Genomic DNA, 20530 nt, shown 5'->3' with positions numbered 1-20530 from the left:
GACCGGCATCTCCCGGAGGCGGTACGGCACCGGGGCCGCGGGAGTCACCACCGCGGCCCCGGTGCCGTACGGATCCGCAATGTGGGCGCGGATCCGCAAAGCCGACGCGTAACTGCATGCCGACGTAGACCTGAACTGTCGACGTAGACCTGAACTGTCGGCGCGGACCTGAACCGTCGGCGCGGACCTGAGCTGTCGGTGCGGACCGGAAGCGACGGCTCGGACCAGAAGCGATGACGCGGCCCCGAGGCCGACGCGGCCCGGAAGCCTGGGCCCCGTCCACGGTCCGCGAGGTGCCACCCGGCCCTCCGCAGCCGTTCCCCCTCGGCCCCGCTGCTTTCTCAGCCCAACTACTTCTCGGCCAACGCTGCTCCTCGGCGCCGCGACTCCTCTCCGCCCTGCTCCTCGGGCCCCGCGCCCCCTCGCCAGCCGCTGCTCCTCGGACCTCGCGGCTCCTCGCCAGCCGCTGCTCCTCGGACCTCGCGGCTCCTCGCCAGCCGCTGCTCCTCGGGCGCCGCTGCTTCTCGTCAGTCGCTGCTTCTCGTCAGTCGCTGCTTCGCGCCCGCCGCTGCTTCGCGGGCGCCGCTGCTTCGCGGGCGCCGTTACTTCTCGGGCGTCGGGCTCTTCGCCGTCGGCCGGTAGATGTCCGGCTCGAGGTAGATGACGCGGGCGATCGGCACGGCCTCGCGGATCCGGGCCTCCGCGGCGTCGATGGCCCGCGCGATCTCCCCCGCCGTGTCGTCGTGCTCCACCGCGATCTTGGCGGCCACGAGCAGTTCCTCCGGACCGAGGTGCAGGGTGCGCATGTGGATGACGCGGGTGACGGTCTCGCCGTCGACGACCGCCGAGCGGATCGCCGCGACCTCTTCCGTGCCGCCCGCCTCACCCAGCAGCAGCGACTTCGTCTCCGCGGCCAGCACGATGGCGATGACGATCAGCAGCACGCCGATGCACAGGGTGCCGATGCCGTCCCAGACGCCCTCGCCGGTGGCCAGCGCCATGCCGACACCGCCGAGCGCGAGGAACAGGCCGACGAGCGCGCCCAGGTCCTCCAGCAGCACCACGGGCAGCTCGGGCGCCTTGGCGCGGCGGACGAACTGGGTCCAGGTCTGCTTGCCGCGGACCTCGTTCGACTCCTTGATGGCCGTACGGAACGAGAAGGTCTCGGCGATGATGGCGAAGACGAGCACGCCGACAGGCCAGTACCAGTGTTCCAGCGAGTGCGGGTGCTTGATCTTCTCGTAGCCCTCGTAGAGCGCGAACATGCCGCCGACCGAGAACAGCACGATCGACACCAGGAAGCTGTAGATGTACCGCTCGCGGCCGTAGCCGAACGGGTGCTCGGCGGTCGCCGCCCGCTTGGCCCGCTTGCCGCCGACCAGCAGCAGCCCCTGGTTGCCGGAGTCGGCGAGCGAGTGGACGCTCTCCGCCAGCATCGACGACGAGCCACTGAACAGGAAGGCCACGAACTTGGCCACCGCGATGGCCAGATTCGCGACCAACGCCGCGACAATCGCCTTGGTTCCGCCTGACGCGCTCATATGTGCCGGTTGTCCCTTCCATAGCCGTGCGGCACAGGCGCCGCCGTCCGGGCGCACATTGTTGCAGCCGCGCCGCCGGGGGGTGGATCAGGCCCGCACGGTGGCGCGGAAAACGGTGCCCGTGCCGCCGATCCGGACCTGTTCGGCGGCCGGCACGTAGGCCGACTCGCCCCGTGACAGCGGGAGTTCGGCACCGTCCGCACCGGTGAGCACGGCGGTTCCGGCGGTGCAGAGCAGGATCTGCGGGGTGCCGGCGGGGAGTTGCCGGGGGGCCGCGCCGGCGGCGAGCGCGTAGCGGGAGAGCCGGAACTCGTCGACCGGGGTCTCGTACGTCTCCTCGCCGTCCACGGCCTCGGGGCGCAGCACGGCGGGCGCGGTGGCCTCGAAGCGGGTGACGCGCAGCAGTTCGGGCACGTCGACGTGCTTGGGGGTGAGGCCGCAGCGGAGCACGTTGTCGGAGTTGGCCATCAGCTCGACACCGAGGCCGTCGAGGTACGCGTGCGGCACTCCGGCGCCGAGGAACAGCGCCTCGCCGGGCTGGAGCGTGACGAAGTTGAGCAGCATCGCCGCGATGACGCCCGGGTCGCCGGGGTAGTGGCGGGCGATGGAGGCGTAGGCGGCGTACGAGTCCCGGTGCGGGCCGGGTGTGCCGCCGAGCCGTTCGGCGGCCTCCGCAGCCAGCCGTACCGTCTCGGCCATCTCGGCGCGGTCCGCGGTGAGCACGGCGGTGAGGACTTCGCGGAGGGCGGCCTCCTCCGGCTCGGCGTGCAGGATGTCGGCGTACGGCTTGAGGGAGTCGACGCCGAGGCCGGAGAGGAGTTCCGCGCTCTCGGCGGCGGGCCGGAAGCCGCAGAGCCCGTCGAAGGGCGTGAGGGCGCAGATGAGTTCGGGCTTGTGGTTGGCGTCCTTGTAGTTGCGGTGCGGCGCGTCGGCCGGGACGCCGCGGCGCTCCTCGTCGGCGAAGCCGGACTCGGCCTGCGCGAGGTCGGGGTGGACCTGGAGGGAGAGCGGCGAGGCGGCGGCGAGCAGCTTGAGCAGAAACGGCAGCCGGGGCCCGAAGCGGCCGGCCGCCGCCTCTCCCAGCTCCCCGGCCGGGTCGGCGGCGATCAGCTCGGACAGCGGCACGGGGCCGTCACCGCGGTCGGCCAGGGACGGCGCCCCGGGGTGGGCGCCCATCCACAGCTCGGCCTGCGGCTCACCGGTGGGCTCGGTGCCGAGCAGTTCGGGGATGGCGGTGGTGGAGCCCCACGCGTAGGGGCGCACGGTGTTGGCGAGGCGGTCCATGGTCGTTCCTGACTGGTACACGGGCGGCTGCGACTGCGGCCCGACTACGGGGACGGGAGTGCCGGACGGCCCGAGCCTACGGGCCGCACGGCGGGGACGCGGTCGGCGCGCGCCGTGTCCGCAGGGCACGCGCGGGGCGCGCGGCGCGCACGGGATGCACCGCGTACACCGCGTACACCGCGTACACCGCGTACACCGCGTACACCGCGCGCACCACGCGCACCACGCGCACAGCACGCGTCGGACGTCCGGAGCACGCCGGAACGCCCGGCGTCCCCCGGGTTCATGATCGCTCACCCGAGGCGAGCGCCAGGTAAACAGCGGCGAAACCTGTGACGGCGAGCAGTTCCGCGACGGCTTCCAGGGTGCTGCCCTCGTGCGGTTCCAGCTCGCTGACGGGCGCCTCGTGGGCGAGGGCGAACTCGCGGGCGGCGGGCGTCGGCGAGCTGCCGCTCAGTTCCTGCTCGCGCAGCAGCACGACACGGGCGTGCAGCGCGGCGGGGTCCTCGACCCGGTCCCGGAAGAAGTCGTCGGGGTCGGCCCCGGCGGCGAGGGTTCCGGCCAGCAGCGGGCCGTGGACGGTGAGGGCCTCGGGCAGTTCGGCGGCGAGCGCGGGGCGGCCGGCGACCGCCGCCAGGGTGCGCGCGAAGTGCCGCCCGGCGGCGCCCGCCGCGGGCCCGTCGCTCCACAGCAGCGGCAGGGACTCCGCCAGCTCGGCGGCGAGGGTCTTCGCCGGGTTGCCGTACGTCGCGACGGCCGGGCCGCAGCGCTCGGCGGTCCGGTCGAGCCGGTCCGCGACGAGCTGGACCGCGGCGGGCGGCGCGGGGTGGAAGCCGATCCGGTCGAGCAGGACGAGCAGCGGGGTGAGCTGGGCCCAGAGGGTGCCGGGCGGTTCACCGCCGGCCGGGCCGGTGCCGGGTCCCGCGCTCTCGTACGGCACGGCGCCCTCGAACGGTGTGCCGCTCTCGTACGGCATCGCGGTCAGCGGCACCGCGATGCCGTGCCGGCCGGAGACCTCCTCGGCGAGCGGCGCCCGGTCCGGGGCGACCGAGACGACCGAGCAGCCGCGCCGGTAGGCCTGTTCGACGAGCGCGGCGAGTCCCGGCTCGGTGCCGTCGGCGGTGAGGACGAGCAGCAGGTCGAGCGGCCCGGCCCAGCCGGGCAGGACCCAGCGCAGCGAGCCCGGGTGCGGCCGGTCGCCGGTGGGGCGGATCAGGCTGACCGGGGTGTTGCCGGCGCCGAGGGCGGCCAGCAGGTCGGCGACGCAGCCGGTGGTCGGTCCGGGACCGGCGACGAGCAGGGACCGCGGCCGCCCGTCGGGTTCGAGGTCCGCGAGCCCCGCCTCGGCGGCGCCGCGGGCGGCGGTGCGGACCCGGGCGCCGGACTCGGCCGCGCCGCGCAGCAGACCGCGGGTGTCGGCCCGGGCCAGCGCCTCGGGGTCGTCGAGCAGGGACTCGTCGAGCATCTGGTGGAGCCTCCGATCGCCGGGGGAAGGCGCTGTTCGTCTGCCGGGAGCCCCTGGGCCGCGGGGACGGCAGGGCCGCCGCGGGCACGGGACCGCCGCGGGGGCGGGCGGGCCCGGTGCTAGCCGGGCCGGCGGGCCTCGTCGACGAGCAGGACGGGGATGCCGTCCCGGACGGGATAGGCCAGGCCGCAGCCCTCGCCGGTGCAGACCAGCTCGGTGCCGGGCCGGTCGTCGGGGGAACCGCCGCCGGTGCCGTCCGCGGTCTCCTCGCGGAGCGGGGCGTGGCACGCCGGGCAGGCGAGGATCTCCAGAAGTCCGGCTTCGAGCGGCATGGGGCGGTCCCTTCGGTGGTTCTCCGGACCCGCCGGGCCGGGAGAGGTGTTCGATCTCGTCAGCGTACCGCCGGGCCGGGGAGGGCGCCGTACCGCTGTTCCCCGGCCCGGGCGGGACGCGCGGGTGGCCTGGAGGGGAGCGGCGTCGGCGGCCCCCGCCGCGTCCAGGCCTTCACGAGGTCAGCCGCGGACGATCGCCAGGACCTCGTCGCGGACCTTGTCGGCGGTGGCCTGGTCGCGGGCCTCGACGTTGAGCCGCAGCAGTGGCTCGGTGTTCGAGGCGCGCAGGTTGAACCACCAGTCGGCGGCCGTGACCGTGAGGCCGTCCAGCTCGTCCAGCTCCGTGCCGGGGCGGTCGGCGTACGCGGCCTTGACGGCGGCGGCGCGGCCCGTCTGGTCGTCGACGGTGCTGTTGATCTCGCCGGAGGCGGCGTAGCGGTCGTACTCGGCGACGAGGCCGGAGAGCGTGCCGTCCTTCTCGCCGAGGGCGGCGAGGACGTGCAGCGCGGCGAGCATGCCGGTGTCGGCGTTCCAGAAGTCCCGGAAGTAGTAGTGCGCGGAGTGCTCACCGCCGAAGATCGCGCCGGTGCGGGCCATCTCGCCCTTGATGAAGGAGTGTCCGACGCGGGTGCGGACGGGGGTGCCGCCGTGCTCCCGGACCACCTCGGGGACGGACCAGGAGGTGATGCAGTTGTGGATGACGGTGCCGCCGCCGTGCTTGTCCAGTTCGCGGGCGGCGACGAGGGCGGTGATCGCGGACGGGGAGACGCCCTCGCCGCGCTCGTCCACGACGAAGCAGCGGTCGGCGTCGCCGTCGAAGGCCAGTCCGATGTCGGCGCCGAGCTGGCGGACCTTCGCCTGGAGGTCGACGATGTTCTCGGGGGCCAGCGGGTTGGCCTCGTGGTTGGGGAAGGTGCCGTCCAGCTCGAAGTACATCGGGACCAGCTCGACCGGGAGATCGGCCAGGACGGACGGCACGGTGTGGCCGCCCATGCCGTTGCCCGCGTCCACGACGACCTTGAGCGGCCGGATCCCGGAGAGGTCGACGAGGCCGCGCAGATGGGCTGCGTAGTCCGCGAGCACGTCCCGCTGCGCGATGGTGCCGGGGGCGGCCGCGGGCTCCGGGGCGCCCTGTCCGGCCCAGCGCTCGACCAGTTCGCGGATGTCCGCCAGGCCGGTGTCCTGGCCGACGGGGGCCGCGCCGCTCCGGCACATCTTGATGCCGTTGTACCGGGCCGGGTTGTGGCTCGCGGTGAACATCGCGCCGGGCAGGTCGAGCCGTCCGCTGGCGTAGTACAGCTGGTCGGTGGAGCACAGGCCGATCTCGGTGACGTCCGCGCCGAGCGCGGCGGCGCCCCGGCCGAAGGCGCGCGCCAGCCCGGGCGAGGAGGGGCGCATGTCGTGCCCGGTGACGATCGCGCTCGCCCCGGTCACCCGGACGAAGGCCGCGCCGAAGAGTTCGGCGAGTGACTCGTCCCACTGGTCCGGGACCACGCCGCGGACGTCGTACGCCTTCACGATCTTGGACAGATCAGGCACAGCCAAGCCCTCCTGGAGTCCGTTACGGGATCACCAACCTACCCGGAACGGCGCGGCGCACCGGCAGCGGCCGGGCGGAAGCCGCGCCGGTCAGGGCAGCATCCAGGCCAGGAAGGTGCTCTGCGCGACGACGATCAGACACATCAGCAACAGCAGTCCCAGACTCCACGGCAGCACCTTGCGCAACAGGTCGCCCTCCTGGCCTTTGAGGCCCACCGCGGCACACGCGATGGTGAGGTTCTGCGGGGAGATCATCTTGCCGAGCACACCGCCCGAGCTGTTGGCCGCGGCGAGCAGTTCCGGGGAGAGGCCGGACTGCCGGGCGGCGGTGACCTGGAGTGCGCCGAAGAGGGCGTTCGCGGAGGTGTCGGAGCCGGACACGGCGACGCCGAACCAGCCGAGCACGGGCGAGAGGAAGGCGAGCCCCGCTCCGGCCGCGGCGACGAAGTGCCCGATGACGGCGGCCTGTCCGGAGAGGTTCATGACGTACGCGAGGGCGAGCACCGAGGTGACGGTGAGGATCGCGTACCGCAGTTCGTGCACGGTGGCCGCCCACTCGCGCAGCGCCGCGCGCACCGGGACGCGCAGCACCAGCGCGGTGCCGGCCCCGGCGAGCAGCACCAGCGTGCCGCCGGTGGCGAGCAGCGGCAGCGAGAAGACGTTCGCGGAGACCGGTTCGCCGTCCGGCCCGGCGACGTCCAGCAGCGGCCAGTCGAAACTCTGGGTGACCTTCGCCAGCAGGTCCTTGACGGGGCCGAGCTGGGCGACCGAGAAGACGGCGACGATCAGCGCGTACGGGGCGTAGGCGCGAAGCACCTCCGGCCGCGGGTCCTCGCGGTCGAGGTCGTCGCTGCGGACGCCGGTGAGGACGGCGGCGCGCACCGGTTCGGCCGCGGGCCTGCGGGCGCTCGGCAGCGCGACGAGGGCTCCGGCACCGGCGAGCGCGGCGGCGATGTCGGCGAGCTGGGCGGAGACGTAGTTGGAGGCGGCGAACTGGGCCACGGCGAAGGCCGTTCCGCAGGCGAGGGCGGGCAGCCAGGTCTCGCGCAGCCCGCGCCGGCCGTCGACGAGCACGACGAGCAGCAGCGGCACGACGAGCGCGAGCAGCGGCGTCTGCCGCCCGACGACGGACGCCACCGAGTCCAGCGGCAGCCCGGTGACCTGGGCGAGCGTGACGACCGGGGTGCCCATGGCGCCGAAGGCGACGGGCGCGGTGTTGGCGACGAGGGCGACGACCGCGGCCCTGACCGGGGTGAAGCCCAGCGCGACCAGCATCACGGCGCTGATCGCGACGGGCGCCCCGAATCCGGCGAGCGCCTCCAGCAGCGCGCCGAAGCAGAAGGCGACGACGAGCGCCTGGATGCGGGGGTCGTCGGAGAGCCTGCCGAACGACCGGCGGAGCACGTCGAAGTGCTCGGTGCGGACCGTCATCCGGTACACCCAGAGGGCGTTCACCACGATCCACATGATCGGGAACAACCCGAAGAGGGCACCCTGGGCCGCCCCGGAGAGCGTCTGGCCCAGCGGCATCCCGTACGGGATCCAGGCGACCAGCGCGGCGACACCGAGCCCGATCGGCCCGGCGAAGTGGGCCCGCATGCGCACCGCGCCCAGCAGCACCAGGACGGTCAGCAGGGGCAGTACGGCGACGAGGGCGGAGAGCGTCTGGGAGTCGGCTACGGGCTCCAGTTGCTGTACGAACACACGGGCCTCCCGGAGTGGCTGGCCCCGGGCGGGAACGAGACAATTCCGCATAGCGGAAACCGATCACCCGGGAATGGAAGGCATGGTCGTGTCCGTGACAAGTGGCGTCAATGCTTCCGGCAGCATCTGTGGCAGCGGAACGGCACGGAGGGCGGCGGGGACGGAGAGCGGCGGGGTGGACGCTCAGGGACGGGGCGCGTCCACGGGCCGGGCGCCGGTAGCCCCGCGGGCCCCGCGCGCGAAGGAGGCGGAAAGCCCGCGCGGCGGCCTGGGCGGGCCAGGGGTGCGACAGGGCGCCGGGCGCCACAACAGCCCGCGGGAACAGCCCGCAGGCTCCGCGTGGTTCAGCGGTCCGCCCGGCGCCTCACGAGTCCGGCGAGCGCAGCACGCGCAGGTGGCCGCGCCGGGCGACCTCCATCGGGTCCGCCTCCCGGCCGCCCGCCGTCCCCCCGGTCCGCTGCTGCGGACGCGCCGCCTCGCGCACGGCGTTGGCGAGGGCTTCGAGATCGTCGCTGCTCGGCCGCGCGGGCCCGGTGTCGACGGCGAGCCGGACGACATCCCAGCCGCGCGGCGCAGTCAGCCGCTCGGAGTGCTCCGCGCACAGGTCGTAGCAGTGCGGCTCGGCGTAGGTGGCCAGCGGCCCCAGGACGGCGGTCGAGTCGGCATAGACGTAGGTCAGCGTCGCGACGGCGGGACGACCGCACGCTGTGCGCGAACATCGACGTACAGGGCTCACGATGTTGGACGGTACCGCACTCTTGAGCGGGCCGCGACGACTCCTCCCGAGCCCACCCCACCGTGTCAGCGCGGCAGCCGCACCCGGGTTGACCTGCGGCAGCCCGGGCTGACCTGCGGGGGAGGCGGGACCGCCGCGGCCGGGCGGCGGTGGCCGGAGGCACCGGCCCTGCCGGACAGCGCTCTTCGCCTCGCGATGATCGGTCATGACACCGGGCAAAACCGATCGCATATATGGCTGAAACGCACACAGAAGAACAGGACCCGACGCGGAGCGACACGGCGCGACCCTGCGCGCATGACCGCCGGTTCAGCGGCCCTGCGGCTACTCTCGGAGGTGATGAGCAACGCCGTGCCACCTCGCCCGTCCGAGCCCCGTCCGCGCCGCCGCGACCGCCACGGACGCGGCATGCGCGGGCCCGTGGCACCGCCCCAGGTACCGCTCGCGATCAGCCGGGCGACGGCGTTCACCGACCTGGTGCACGACTCCGTGGAACGGCTGGAACGCCGCTGGCCGCAGCTGGCCGACGTCGAGTTCGCCGTGCGCGAGGTGCCCTCCCTCGGCGCCGCCGACGACGAGCCCGCGAGCGCCTGGGACGACGAGGACACGGTCCCGCTGGGCGGGCTCACGGCGGCCCGAGGCGGCGAACCGCCGCGCATCGTCGTCTACCGGCGGCCGGTGGAGATCCGTACCAAGAACCGCGACGAACGGGCCCTGCTCGTCCACGAGATCGTGGTCGAACAGGTCGCCGAACTGCTCGGACTGGCACCCGAATCGGTCGATCCGCGGTACGGACAGGACTGAGCCGCCCACCGCGGCGCACCGGCTCAGTCCATCAGCAGCGACAAATCCTCGCCCGCCTCCGGGACGGTGACCGAGCCCCGGTCGTCGGGGATCGTCTGGACCGTGAACATCGGGACGCCGTCCTCCGGGAGTTCGAGCATCCGTGCCGCGTGCACCGGGCCGCCCGAGACCGGCTCCACCGTGAGCGCGTACGTCCCCTTGCCGTCCCTCGGCGCGGGCGGCTCCGGCACCTCCAGCGTCGTACCCGCCTTCACCGTGTAGCTCTTGCTGACGGACTCACCGCCGCCGCTCCCCGCCGAGGCCGTCACCTTCACCTTCGCGGTCTTCCCGGGGGCGGTCAGCGCCAGCGTCGTCCCCTTCGCCCGGTTGTCGGCGACGGTGCCGCGCTCCTCGACCGGTCCGGTGGCCGGGATGAAGGCCGTCTCCTGCTTGTCGCCCTTGCCGCGGGTGACGCGCAGCGCGACGGCGAACGGCGCGGGCTCGCTGCCCTCCGCCGGGCTCAGCACCAGCGAACCGGGCTCGCCCTTCGTGACGTCCCCGAGGTCCACGGCGGTCGTGATGCCGCTCTTCGCGGTCAGCGTCTCGTGCCCGGCCGGAGTGATCGTCCCGGTCTTGCCCGCGAGCCGCACCTCCAGGTCGGCGTCCCGTTCACCGGTCCCGACCGCGACGAGCCGTACGGAGGTGGCGTCCGCCGGGATGCCCGGCAGCACCGCCGTGCCCGACGGCGCGGCGGCCGAGGGCAGCCAGTCGCTGCCGAGCTTGTCGTCCATGGCGCGGACGGAGGCGCCGACCCGGCCGGAGCGGGCAACGGCGTGCACGGCGACGTTCGTCACCGGCTCCTCGGTCAGCGTGGACAGCAGGACGGGCACCGAGGAGCGGCCGGGGACCGTGATGTCCTCGCCGGTCTTCGTGGTGATCCGGCCGTCGCTGCCGTACAGCTCCAGGTCGACGACGGCCGCCGAGGCGTCGGGGTTGGTGAGCTGGACGTAGTCCGAGCGGTCCTCGGCGGTGCTCGCGGCGGGGAACCAGAAGTCCGTGTCGGGCGGCGAGCAGGACGTGCCGAGCACGCCCCGGCCGTTGCCGGAACCGATGACGGTGGTCTGCTGCACCGTCCAGCCGGGCGCCACACTGCCGTCCGCGGTGCCGATGAGGGCCGGGGCGTCGGCGCCGGACGCCTCGGCGAGGACGGGCTTGCCGGGCTCCTTCAGCGGCGCCACGGGCTTCGCGTCACCGCCCCGCGCCCCGTCCTTGTCGTCCTTGCCGCCGTTGCCGCCGTTGTCCTCGTCGCCATCGCCGTTGCCGTCGTTGTCGTCGCCGCCGCCGCTGCCCGGGCCGGAGCCGTCCGCGCGCTCCGCGGGCAGCAGCTCCGCGCCGCCCTTGGTGCCCTTCGCGCCCTCGGGGGTGACCGAGGTGTACGCGGTCTCCGCCAGCGCGGACAGGGAGGGCTCCGGGCACAGCAGCGCGGAACGCTCCACCGGCAGCCGCTCGGCCGCCGCCGGCGCGCCGCCCGGCGAGCCGTCCGGGGCGGCCAGCGCGGCGACCCCGGTGATCACCGCGAGCGCTGTGGCGGCGCCCGCCAGGGACAGGATGGTGCGGTTCACTGCTCGTCGCTCCCGTCGCGGCGGGGGGCGGGCTCGGTGCCGTCCCCGTGGGCCGAGTCGCTCCGGTCGGGATGGGTGCCGTCGGCGTAGGGCTGCGCGGCGCCGTAGGGATAGGGGTCGGCGTAGCGGGCGTCGTACTGCCCGCCGCCGTATCCCTGCCCGGCGTACGGGTCCGGATACTGCCCCGGCTGGTACGTCCCGTCCGGCTGCGTCCCGTCCGGATACGCCGCCTGCTGGTACGTCCCGTCCGGATACTGCCCCGGATAGCCGCCGCCCTGATACGGCTCGCCCTGGTACTGCTGCTGCTCCGGGTACGGCTGCCCCGGGTACTGCTGATAGCCGGCCGCGTACCCCTGGGGCTCCCAGTCGGTGTACGACTGCTGCTGCGGCACACCGGCGTACGGGTCGGCCGCCGGCTGCGCGGGGGCCTCGGCGGGCACCGGCGGCGGCAGGCCGTCGGCGGGCCGGAACGCGTCGAACGGATCGTCCCCCGGGGCCTGTCCGCCCTGTCCGGGGCGGGCACCGCCGGCAGGCGCCGCGGGCTCGGGCACGCCGGCCGGCTCCGTCACCGGCTGCCCGGGACGGGAGGGCGGCGACGGGGGCTGCGGCTGTGCCCGGTACGGATCGGCGTCCTGCTGCGGCACACCGCCCGGCACCGGTTCCGGCCGCGCGTCGCCCGCCTCGGCCTCCGCCGCGGCCCGCAGCCTGCGGGCCCGGCGCCCCTCGCCCTCCACCGGCTGGGCGGGAACGGCCGCGGCCTGCTCCGCCTCCGGCAGGTCGTCGTCGACGTCCCGCCGCCGCCCGGGCAGCGCGAGGACGACGAGCACGACGGCCAGCAGCCCCTGCGCCCACACCCACAGGGTGTGCGTCAGCGGTGTCTCGTACGTCAGGTCGAGCCGGCCACCGTCCGCGGGCAGTTCGAAGCCCTGCGCCCAGTCGTCCACGGTGGTGGCGGTGAGCGGCTTGCCGTCGAGGGTCGCCTGCCAGCCCGGGGCGGCCCGGTCGGCCACCCGCAGCACGCGCCCCTGCGGGCCTTCCGGGATGTCGGTGTGCGCCTCGACGGGGCCCGCGGCGACCGGGACCGGCCCGCCGTCCGTCCCGGCCGCCGGGCCGTCCTGCTCCGGTGCCTCGATCGTGACCCGGGCGACGCGCCGGTCGAGCCGCCAGAGCGAGCTGCCGTCCTCCTGGCTGAGCCGGGTCAGGCCGGGGGTGTTGTCCAGCACCCGGCGCATCTCGCGGGGTGCCCCGTCGCGCACCAGGACGTAGCGCACGGCGTAGTCGCCGAGCTGGTCGCTCTGGTCGGCGCCGGAGCCCGCGACGAGGTTGGCGACGATTCCGTCGAGCCGGATGTCGCCGCCGCTCGCGGCGGACAGGTCGGCGTCGCCGAGCCGGCCGCCGGAGCCGCGGACGAGCGTGTACGCGACCCGCTCCCGGGATCCGCCGAGCACCAGGGTGCGGGCCTGGTCCTGGGTCTTGCTCTCCTCGGCCACGAAGGCCGGGACCTGTACGGGATCGCGGCGTTCGACGGGCCCGGCGGCACCGCCGGCCATCCAGCCGACCGCCGCGGCGAACGGGCTCAGCACGGCGGCCACGGCGATCAGCGCGGCGACCGGCTGGCGCCAGCCGAAGCTCTGCGCCGCGACCCGCTCGCGCGCGCCGTCCGCGCCGACAGCCGCCGCGGCCAGCAGCCCGATGCCGTACACCAGCGTCGCGGGGCCGGCCCAGGCGGAGCCGTTCGACAGGGCCGCGAAGAGCAGGCCGGCGAGGGCGACGGTCCACGCCGCCCGGACCGCGAGCCTCCGCTCGCCGCGCAGCAGCGCCGCCAGGGCGGCGAGCACGACACCGGCCAGCAGCCAGCCCCCGGCGGCCTTGGGACCGCCCGGGCCGAGCAGCAGCAGGTCGAGCGCGGAGGCCGCCCCGGTGCCGTAGTCCAGGCCGGCTTCCCGGAGGAAACGGGACGGCGAGGTCAGCAGCGAGAGCGACCACGGCGCGAGCACCAGCAGCGGGGTGCCGAGGACGACGGCGAGACGCAGCAGACGCCCGGTCGTACCGGCCTCGTGGCGCACCTTGCGGAGCACCAGCAGGGCGACGCCGAGCAGCAGGGTGACCGGCCAGACGACCGGGGTGAACGCGGTGGTGACGGTCAGCAGGAGGGTGTACGCCCACACGGCGCGCCAGCCGGGCCGCGCGCCCTCCGGCAGCCGCAGTCCGCTCGCGGCGACGGCCGCGCGGGCCATGAGCGGGAGCAGTACGGCGAGCACCGCGGTGCCCAGCCTGCCGCCCGCGAGCGCCCCGGTGGCGGCGGGCAGGAACGCGTAGGCGACGGCCGCCCAGGCCCGTACCAGCCGGGACTCGGCCAGCGGGCGGGAGGCGAAGTAGGCGGTGAATCCGGCCAGCGGCACCGAGCAGACGAGCAGCAGGGTGAGGGCGGCGCCGGTGCTGCCGAGGAGCAGCGTGGAGAGTGTCGCGATGACGGCGAGATAGGGCGGCGCGGGCTCGGTGCCGCCGGTACCGACCGGCTGCCAGAGCCCGAAGTGACGCGCCCACAGGTCACCGGCGTCCGCGGGGGCGGGGAGCAGCGCGCCGCCGGAGAGCGCCCCGGAGCCGAGGAGTCCGCGGCAGGCGACGAGCGAGACCACCAGCAGGACGAGGAAGAGCACGGGGCCGGGCTTGCGCGCGAGCCGCTTGAGGCGCGCGAACTGCTCGATCTCCAGGAAGTCGGCGTCGTCGCCGCCCGGCCCGGACTCGACGGCGCCGTGCCGGCCGCCGGAGGCCAGCTCGGGCTCGGACCGGCCGCCGAAGTTCCCCGCGACCGCCTCGACGGTGGCCCGCAGGGTGGCGCCGGGCGGCGGGAACAGCGGGCGCAGCTCGTTCGCCTCGACCGCCGGGCGGCCGCGCCTGCGCCGTCCGGCGAGGATGCGCTCCGGCCGCAGCAGCACCCGGAACAGACCGGAGATCTCGTCCAGGGCCTGCCCGGGCACCTTGCCGACCAGATAGGCGAGGGTGCGCAGCAGGGTGCCGAGCACCAGCCGCAGCAGCACGTACGGCAGGGCGGCGCCGCGTGTGTTCACGAGCATGGTGTAGACGGCACCGGCCTTGTCGACGCGGTGCGGGTTCGCGACGGACCGGCCGACGCAGTCGATCGGGCGGCGCTCGCGCGCGGACGCCTCGGCGTGCCGCAGCACGGCGTCGGGGGCGATGAGCACCTGGTGGCCGGCGGCCTGGGCGCGCCAGCACAGGTCGACGTCGTCGCGCATGAGCGGCAGCCGCCGGTCGAAGCCGCCGAGCTCCTCCCAGACGTCTCGGCGGATCAGCATGCCCGCGGTCGACACCGACAGCACGGGCCTGACCTGGTCGTGCTGCCCCTGGTCCTGCTCGCGCCGGTCCAGACCGGTCCAACGGCGGCCGCTGCGGGCGATGCTGACGCCCGCTTCGAGCAGCTGCCTGCGGTCGTACCAGCCGCGCAGCTTGGGTCCGACGATCGCGGCGGAGGGGCTGTCGTCGACCACCCGCAGCAGCTGGGCCAGGGCCTCCGGTTCGGGCGCGCAGTCGTCGTGCAGCAGCCACAGCCACTGCACGGGCTCGCCGTGCGGCAGCTCCGGCATGTCGTACGCCTCGTCGTGCCAGGTGCGGGTGACGGGGTCCCAGCCGCTGGGGCGTTTCAGATACGGCAGGTCCTCCGGGGTGAGCACACCGGCGGTACGGACCGCCTCGTCGACGGCCGTGCCGAAGCCCGAACGGCGCGCGAGGTGCAGCACCCGGTCGGCGCCGAGCTTCTCGGTGAGCAGGGCGGCGGACTCGTCGGCGCTGCCGGTGTCGGCGGCGATGACGTTCTGCACCGGCCGCTCCTGGCCGACCAGCCCGGCGAGCGCGTCGGGCAGCCAGCGGGCGCCGTCGTGGGACACGAGCACGGCGGTGACGACGTGTCGCGGGAACTCAGGTGCGGCGGCTCCGTAGGAGGCTGCCGGTCGGCTCTGCGCCGAGTGGCTGTGCACGGACATCGAGGTACGGGCCCCGGTTCGCTGGACTGCGGTGGACGCAAGCGCTCCGTGGGGAGGCCGGTGCGTCTCGGACGGGCCACCACACTAACCGCTCCGGCGGGGCCCCAGACCGGCCACCGGTGCAGCACACCGCCTCCCGTGCCTGCTGCCCGGGAGGCGGAACAATACTTATATACGCGCTTGTCCGGAATTCAGTCCGGAGCGGTGCACCCATGCGGCCCGGCCGGGCGGCGCGTTGGACACGGAAGGCCGGAGGGCACCGGCCCGACGATTCCGAACGACGCCCCTTTTTCGGACAATGCCCTGCTGAACGATGCCCTTGTGAGCGACGGGCCCCTTCGGACGACGGCCACTCTGCGGACGGCGGGCCTCTTCAGCCGGCGGCCTTCCTCAGCCGGTGGTCTTCCCCGGCCGGCGACTTCTTCGGCCGGCGGCCTTCCCCAATCGGCGGACGCCCTCAGACGGCGGCCTTCTTCAGCCGCCGGCGCTCGCGCTCGGAGAGGCCGCCCCAGATGCCGAACCGCTCGTCGTTGGCGAGGGCGTACTCAAGACACTCGGAACGCACCTCACAGGCCAGGCAGACCTTCTTCGCCTCGCGGGTGGAACCACCCTTTTCCGGGAAGAACGACTCGGGATCGGTCTGGGCGCACAGCGCGCGCTCCTGCCATCCGAGCTCCTCGTCCGCCTCCTCGACCAGCAGTTGCTGGAACAGCTCGGCCATGTGCGCCCCTCGTCTGTCTTCGTGTCCCCGTGATGCCGCCGTTACCGATAACGGCCGAACGACACGAGTGAAATTACAAGTGTGCCGATCCGGGGCAGTCAAGCCGGGATCTGCTATTGAGCCCCTTATTCACCCTGGGGAACCAAGGCAATGCAGAAAGTGTTCAAATCGGGATAAACCGTGGCACCCCTCAAGCCTCGGCTTCCCGCCCCGTCCGACGGCAATGATCACAGCCGGATAACAGAATCGCAACGGCGGTCCCCGCAGGGTTGTTGCGCCATGTGTCCCCGAAGCGCACTGCACAAACCTTTCCGCGTACGGGGTAACCGGATGAGGTGAACATCTGCGGCAAACAGGGCATTCAGTTGACACGGGGAACGTCCAACCGCTCTCCTTGACCGCATGCCAGCGACCCACGCCCCCTCCCGGACCCGCTCCCGCCTCCGCGGTGACGCGCTCCGCTGTGCCCCGGGCGTCCTCTGTCGCTGCCGCTGTCGCCGCTCCGGCCGCTGACCTTCCCGCCGCCGGACCCGCGGCCCGTACGCCCGGACCGCCGGACCGCCGGACCGCGGCTTGCCCCGGCACACGTCGACGCACGCCCCCGACACACACCGTCCCCGGCGCGTGTCTCCCCCGGTTCACGGCCCTCCGGTTCACCCTCCGCAGGGCCCTCGCCCCTTGCCTTCCCGGCCCGCGCCACCCGCGGCCGCCGCCTCAGCCCGCCAGCACCTTCCGCCGAGGAACCTCCTGCGATGAACAGCCCCGCCGTCAACGGCTACAACCCCACCGGTCTCGACAGCGACGTCCAGATCGCCGGCGACCCGCTCGCCCTCCCGCACCTCCTGCCGGCCGTGCCCGAACACCCGGCCACCGTCGCCGACTTCGCCGGTCTGGCGCGCGAGATCGCCGCCGACCGCGACTCCTGGTCGCCCGTCGTCCGGTACGACGCGGCCAGCCGCTGGTACCACCGGCTGCGCACCGGCCCCGGATACGAGGTCTGGCTGCTCAGTTGGCTCCCCGGGCAGGGCAGCGGCGCCCACGACCACGGTCCGTCCTCCGGTGTCCTCACCGTCCTCGACGGCGAACTGACCGAACACTCCGGCGCGAACGGGCACCCCGGCACCGCGGCGCGGCGCTCCCTGCGCCCCGGGGCGCAGCGCGTCATCGCGCCCGGACATGTGCACGAGGTGGTCAACGACGCGCTCGTACCGGCCGTCAGCCTGCACGTCTACTTTCCCGGCCTCACCGAGATGCCGATGCGTCCGTCCGCCGCGGCCCGGGCGCGGACCTGCGCCCCGGCGGCCGCGCTCCGGGGAACACCGGTGGCGCCCCCCGCGGGCCGGCAGCCCCGCCCGTCGCCCGCCACCACCCTCAACGGATCAGCCTCCGGCTGACAGTCCCGCCCGTCGCCCGCCACCACCCTCAACGGATCAGCCTCCGGCTGACAGTCCCGCCCGTCGCCCGCCACCACCCTCAACGGATCAGCCTTCGGCTGACAGACTGTCTTCATGCGCATTGTGGTTCTGGCCGGCGGTATCGGCGGCGCCCGCTTTCTCCGCGGCCTGAAAGCGGCAAGCCCCGAGGCCGACATCACCGTCATCGGCAACACCGGTGACGACATCCATCTCTTCGGGCTCAAGATCTGCCCCGACCTCGACACCGTGATGTACACGCTCGGCGGCGGCATCCACGAGGAGCAGGGGTGGGGCCGCGCCGACGAGACCTTCACCGTCAAGGAGGAACTCGCTGCGTACGGCGTCGGCCCGGAGTGGTTCGGCCTCGGCGACCGGGACTTCGCCACCCACATCGTCCGCACGCAGATGATCAGCGCGGGCTATCCGCTCAGCGCCGTCACCGAAGCCCTCTGCGCGCGCTGGCGGCCCGGGGTGCGGCTGCTGCCGATGACCGACGACCGCGTCGAGACGCACGTCCTCATCGACACCCCGGAGGGCGAGGAGGACGCGGGGAGCAAGGGCGGCCGCAAGGCCGTGCACTTCCAGGAGTACTGGGTCCGGCACCGGGCCGCCATGCCCGCGCACGCCGTCGTGCCCGTGGGCGCCGAACACGCCAAGCCCGCCCCCGGTGTGCTGGACGCCATCGCCGAGTCCGACCTCGTGCTCTTCCCGCCGTCCAACCCCGTGGTCAGCGTCGGCACGATCCTCGCCGTCCCCGGGATCCGCGAGGCCATCGCCGACGCCGGGGTGCCGGTCGTCGGCCTCTCCCCCATCGTCGGCGGCGCTCCCGTGCGCGGCATGGCCGACAAGGTGCTCTCCGCGATCGGCGTCGAGTCGAGCGCCGCGGCCGTCGCCCGGCACTACGGCTCCGGGCTGCTCGACGGCTGGCTCGTCGACACCGGCGACGCCGCGGCCGTCGACGAGGTCGAGTCCGCGGGCATCCGCTGCCGCGCCGTACCGCTGCTGATGACCGACCTCGACGCCACGGCCGCCATGGCCCGCGAGGCCCTCGCGCTGGCCGAGGAGGTCCGCGCGTGAGCCGCGACGACGTGCCCTCGTACCGCGTCTGGGCGCTCCCCGGGATGCCGGAGGTCGGCGCCGGGGACGATCTGGCCAAGCTGATCGCCGACGCGGCCACCGCCTCCGGCCTGCCCGGGCTCGCGCACGGTGACGTGCTGCTGGTCACCTCGAAGATCGTCAGCAAGGCCGAGGGCCGGGTCCTGGAGGCCGCGGACCGCGAGGCGGCCATCGACGCCGAGACGGTGCGGGTGGTGGCGCGGCGCGGCCCGACGCGCATCGTGGAGACCCGGCAGGGGCTCGTCATGGCCGCCGCCGGGGTCGACGCCTCGAACACCCCGGCCGGGACGGTGCTGCTGCTCCCCGAGGACCCGGACGCCTCGGCCCGCGCGATACGCGCCGGGCTGCGGGAGGCGCTGGGCGTGGACGTCGGCGTCGTCGTCACCGACACCTTCGGGCGCCCCTGGCGGACCGGGCTGACCGATGTGGCCATCGGCGCCGCCGGGGTGCGGGTCCTCGACGATCTGCGCGGCGGCACCGACGCGTACGGCAATCCGCTGGGCGCGACGATCGTCGCGACCGCCGACGAACTGGCCGCCGCTGGGGACCTGGTGAAGGGCAAGGCGGACGGGCTCCCGGTGGCCGTGGTGCGCGGGCTGCCGCATGTGGTCGCGTTCACGGACCTGCCCCCGGGTGCGCCCGCGGGTGCGCCCGCAGCAGGGGTTCGGGACGCGGCCGGGGACGGCACTGCCGGGGACGCGTCCGGCACCGGGCAGGCGGGGCAGCGGGGGCCGGCCGAAGAGCCGGACCGGGGCGCGCGGGCGCTGGTCCGCCCGGCCGTCGACGACATGTTCCGGCTGGGCACCTCGGAGGCCGTACGGGAGGCGGTGACGCTGCGCCGTACCGTCCGCGAGTTCACCGACGAGCCCGTGGACGGCGGTGCCGTGCGCCGCGCGGTCGCGGCGGCGGTCACCGCGCCCGCGCCGCACCACACCACGCCCTGGCGGTTCGTGCTGCTGGAGTCGGAGGGCGCTCGTACGGAACTGCTCGACGCGATGCGCGAGGCCTGGATCGCCGATCTGCGCGGGGACGGCTTCTCCGAGGAGAGCATCGCGAAGCGGGTGCGCCGGGGCGACGTGCTGCGCAACGCGCCGTATCTCGTGGTGCCCTGCCTCGTCATGGACGGCTCGCACACCTACCGGGACGCGCGGCGGAACGCCTCGGAGCGCGAGATGTTCGTCGTCGCGGCCGGGGCCGGGGTGCAGAACTTCCTGGTGGCGCTGGCCGGTGAACGGCTGGGCTCCGCCTGGGTGTCCTCCACCATGTTCTGCCGGGACGTCGTACGGGACGTGCTGGGCCTGCCGGCCGGGTGGGACCCGATGGGCGCGGTCGCGGTGGGACACCCGGCGGCGCCGCCGAAGGAGCGGCCCGCCCGGGAGGCGGAGACGTTCGTCGAGGTGCGCTGAGGCGGCGCGCCCGCCGCGCCGCGGGGCCGGCCCGCTCCCGCGGCTGGTCCGTTCCCGTCCCGCGGCGGGTCCGGCCGGCGGTGGTCAGATCCCCCGGATGTCGCCCACCGGGAACCGGGGCGCGCGGCGCGGGGGCACCCGCCCGGCCAGCAGGATGTAGCGGCAGGCGCGGTGACGCTGTCCGGCGTACGGCTCCAGCAGTTCCAGCATCCGGGCGTCGTCGGTGCCCCGGGCACCCGTGAGGGCGTAGCCGATGATCTTCGGCAGGTGGAGATCGCCGACCGTGACCGCGTCGGGCGCGCCGTTGCTGCGCTGGAGGACCTCCGCCGCGGTCCACGGGCCGATGCCGGGGACCAGTTGGAGCCGCGCGGACGCCGCCACCGGGTCCATCGCCGCGGCCTCCTCCAGACGGCGGGCGACCCGGGCCGCCCTGACGATCGCGGCCGACCGCTTGCCGTCGACGCCCGCCGCGTGCCACTCCCAGGACGGGAGCATCGCCCAGCCCCGGGCGTCCGGCATGACGCGCATGTCGTCCGCGCCGGGCGCCGGTTCGCCGTGCCGCCACAGCAGCAGGCGCCAGGCCCGGTACGCCTCGTCGGAGGTGACCTTCTGTTCCAGGACCGAGGGCACCAGGGATTCGAGCACCAGGCCGGTCCGGGCCAGCCGCAGGCCGGGATGGCGCCGGTGCGTCTCGTGGACCAGGCGGTGCCGCGGAATGAAGGCCTCCGGCTCGTCCTCGGCACCGAGCAGCGCTGGCAGCCCGTCGAGCAGCCACTCGGCGCCCGGGCCCCATGCCTGCGCCTCGACCTCGCCGGAGCGCAGCCGCGCGAGCCGCAGCGTGCCGGGCCCGGCGGGGGTGCGGCTG

At 74.7% G+C, this 20530-nt stretch carries 15 protein-coding genes; 4 read left to right on the top strand and 11 right to left on the bottom strand.

The annotated features are described in order from the left end of the window. Positions 1-602: 602 nt before the first annotated feature. From GCU69_RS19595 to GCU69_RS19565, 7 genes are all read right to left on the bottom strand, one after another. Positions 603-1541, bottom strand: coding sequence for a cation diffusion facilitator family transporter (locus GCU69_RS19595; protein WP_098752186.1), 939 nt, complete (start codon positions 1539-1541; stop codon positions 603-605). An 87-nt stretch (positions 1542-1628) separates the two neighbouring features. Continuing rightward, positions 1629-2825, bottom strand: a complete 1197-nt coding sequence (manA, locus tag GCU69_RS19590) for a mannose-6-phosphate isomerase, class I (protein ID WP_098752187.1) — start codon at positions 2823-2825, stop codon at positions 1629-1631. Between the two features lie 283 nt (positions 2826-3108). Next, complete coding sequence (locus GCU69_RS19585; RefSeq protein ID WP_098752189.1) at positions 3109-4290, bottom strand: SIS domain-containing protein; 1182 nt, start codon at positions 4288-4290, stop codon at positions 3109-3111. Between the two features lie 119 nt (positions 4291-4409). After that, positions 4410-4622, bottom strand: a complete 213-nt coding sequence (locus GCU69_RS19580; protein ID WP_098752190.1) for a Trm112 family protein — start codon at positions 4620-4622, stop codon at positions 4410-4412. A 180-nt stretch (positions 4623-4802) separates the two neighbouring features. Further along, the gene (locus GCU69_RS19575; protein WP_098752191.1) at positions 4803-6161 is read right to left on the bottom strand and encodes a phosphomannomutase/phosphoglucomutase; all 1359 of its coding nucleotides are present in this window, start codon (positions 6159-6161) and stop codon (positions 4803-4805) included. A 90-nt stretch (positions 6162-6251) separates the two neighbouring features. After that, positions 6252-7865 (bottom strand): L-lactate permease, encoded by a 1614-nt coding sequence (locus tag GCU69_RS19570; protein WP_156206751.1) that lies wholly within the window; start codon positions 7863-7865, stop codon positions 6252-6254. Between the two features lie 364 nt (positions 7866-8229). After that, positions 8230-8670 (bottom strand): DUF3499 domain-containing protein, encoded by a 441-nt coding sequence (locus GCU69_RS19565; protein WP_098752201.1) that lies wholly within the window; start codon positions 8668-8670, stop codon positions 8230-8232. A gap of 270 nt (positions 8671-8940) precedes the next feature. Here GCU69_RS19565 and GCU69_RS19560 point away from each other — a divergent pair, with 270 nt between their 5' ends. Further along, positions 8941-9405, top strand: a complete 465-nt coding sequence (locus tag GCU69_RS19560) for a metallopeptidase family protein (RefSeq protein ID WP_098752202.1) — start codon at positions 8941-8943, stop codon at positions 9403-9405. 23 nt (positions 9406-9428) lie between these two features. On the opposite strand, the gene GCU69_RS19555 is transcribed toward GCU69_RS19560, so the two are convergent. The 3 genes from GCU69_RS19555 to GCU69_RS19545 all read right to left on the bottom strand — a co-directional run bounded on the left by GCU69_RS19555 (position 9429) and on the right by GCU69_RS19545 (position 15728). Then, on the bottom strand, positions 9429-11006 hold the full coding sequence (locus GCU69_RS19555) for a DUF5719 family protein (protein WP_156206750.1): 1578 nt from the start codon (positions 11004-11006) through the stop codon (positions 9429-9431). Beyond that, entirely contained in the window at positions 11003-15007 is a 4005-nt protein-coding gene (locus GCU69_RS19550) for a glycosyltransferase family 2 protein (protein ID WP_156206749.1), read from the bottom strand. Before GCU69_RS19550 ends, GCU69_RS19555 begins: the two co-directional genes overlap by 4 nt. A gap of 457 nt (positions 15008-15464) precedes the next feature. Further along, the gene (locus GCU69_RS19545) at positions 15465-15728 is read right to left on the bottom strand and encodes a WhiB family transcriptional regulator (protein ID WP_098752195.1); all 264 of its coding nucleotides are present in this window, start codon (positions 15726-15728) and stop codon (positions 15465-15467) included. Between the two features lie 752 nt (positions 15729-16480). Between GCU69_RS19545 and GCU69_RS19540 the strand changes: the two genes are divergently transcribed. The 3 genes from GCU69_RS19540 to GCU69_RS19530 all read left to right on the top strand — a co-directional run bounded on the left by GCU69_RS19540 (position 16481) and on the right by GCU69_RS19530 (position 19665). Further along, complete coding sequence (locus GCU69_RS19540) at positions 16481-17122, top strand: cysteine dioxygenase (RefSeq protein WP_098752196.1); 642 nt, start codon at positions 16481-16483, stop codon at positions 17120-17122. A gap of 114 nt (positions 17123-17236) precedes the next feature. After that, the gene (gene cofD, locus GCU69_RS19535; RefSeq protein ID WP_156206748.1) at positions 17237-18220 is read left to right on the top strand and encodes a 2-phospho-L-lactate transferase; all 984 of its coding nucleotides are present in this window, start codon (positions 17237-17239) and stop codon (positions 18218-18220) included. Next, the gene (locus GCU69_RS19530; RefSeq protein WP_156206747.1) at positions 18217-19665 is read left to right on the top strand and encodes a coenzyme F420-0:L-glutamate ligase; all 1449 of its coding nucleotides are present in this window, start codon (positions 18217-18219) and stop codon (positions 19663-19665) included. The genes cofD and GCU69_RS19530 overlap by 4 nt, the downstream gene beginning before the upstream one ends. Positions 19666-19749: 84 nt before the next feature. Here the strand turns inward: GCU69_RS19530 and GCU69_RS32725 are convergent. Beyond that, on the bottom strand, positions 19750-20530 hold a 781-nt coding region (locus GCU69_RS32725), incomplete at its 5' end, for a DNA-3-methyladenine glycosylase family protein (RefSeq protein WP_170315890.1).

Origin of the sequence: Streptomyces lycii (genome assembly GCF_009735685.1) — a bacterium.
GTDB lineage: Bacteria > Actinomycetota > Actinomycetes > Streptomycetales > Streptomycetaceae > Streptomyces > Streptomyces lycii.
The sequence above is the reverse complement of the archived record's forward strand: the minus strand, read 5'-3'. Positions and strand labels throughout refer to the sequence as shown.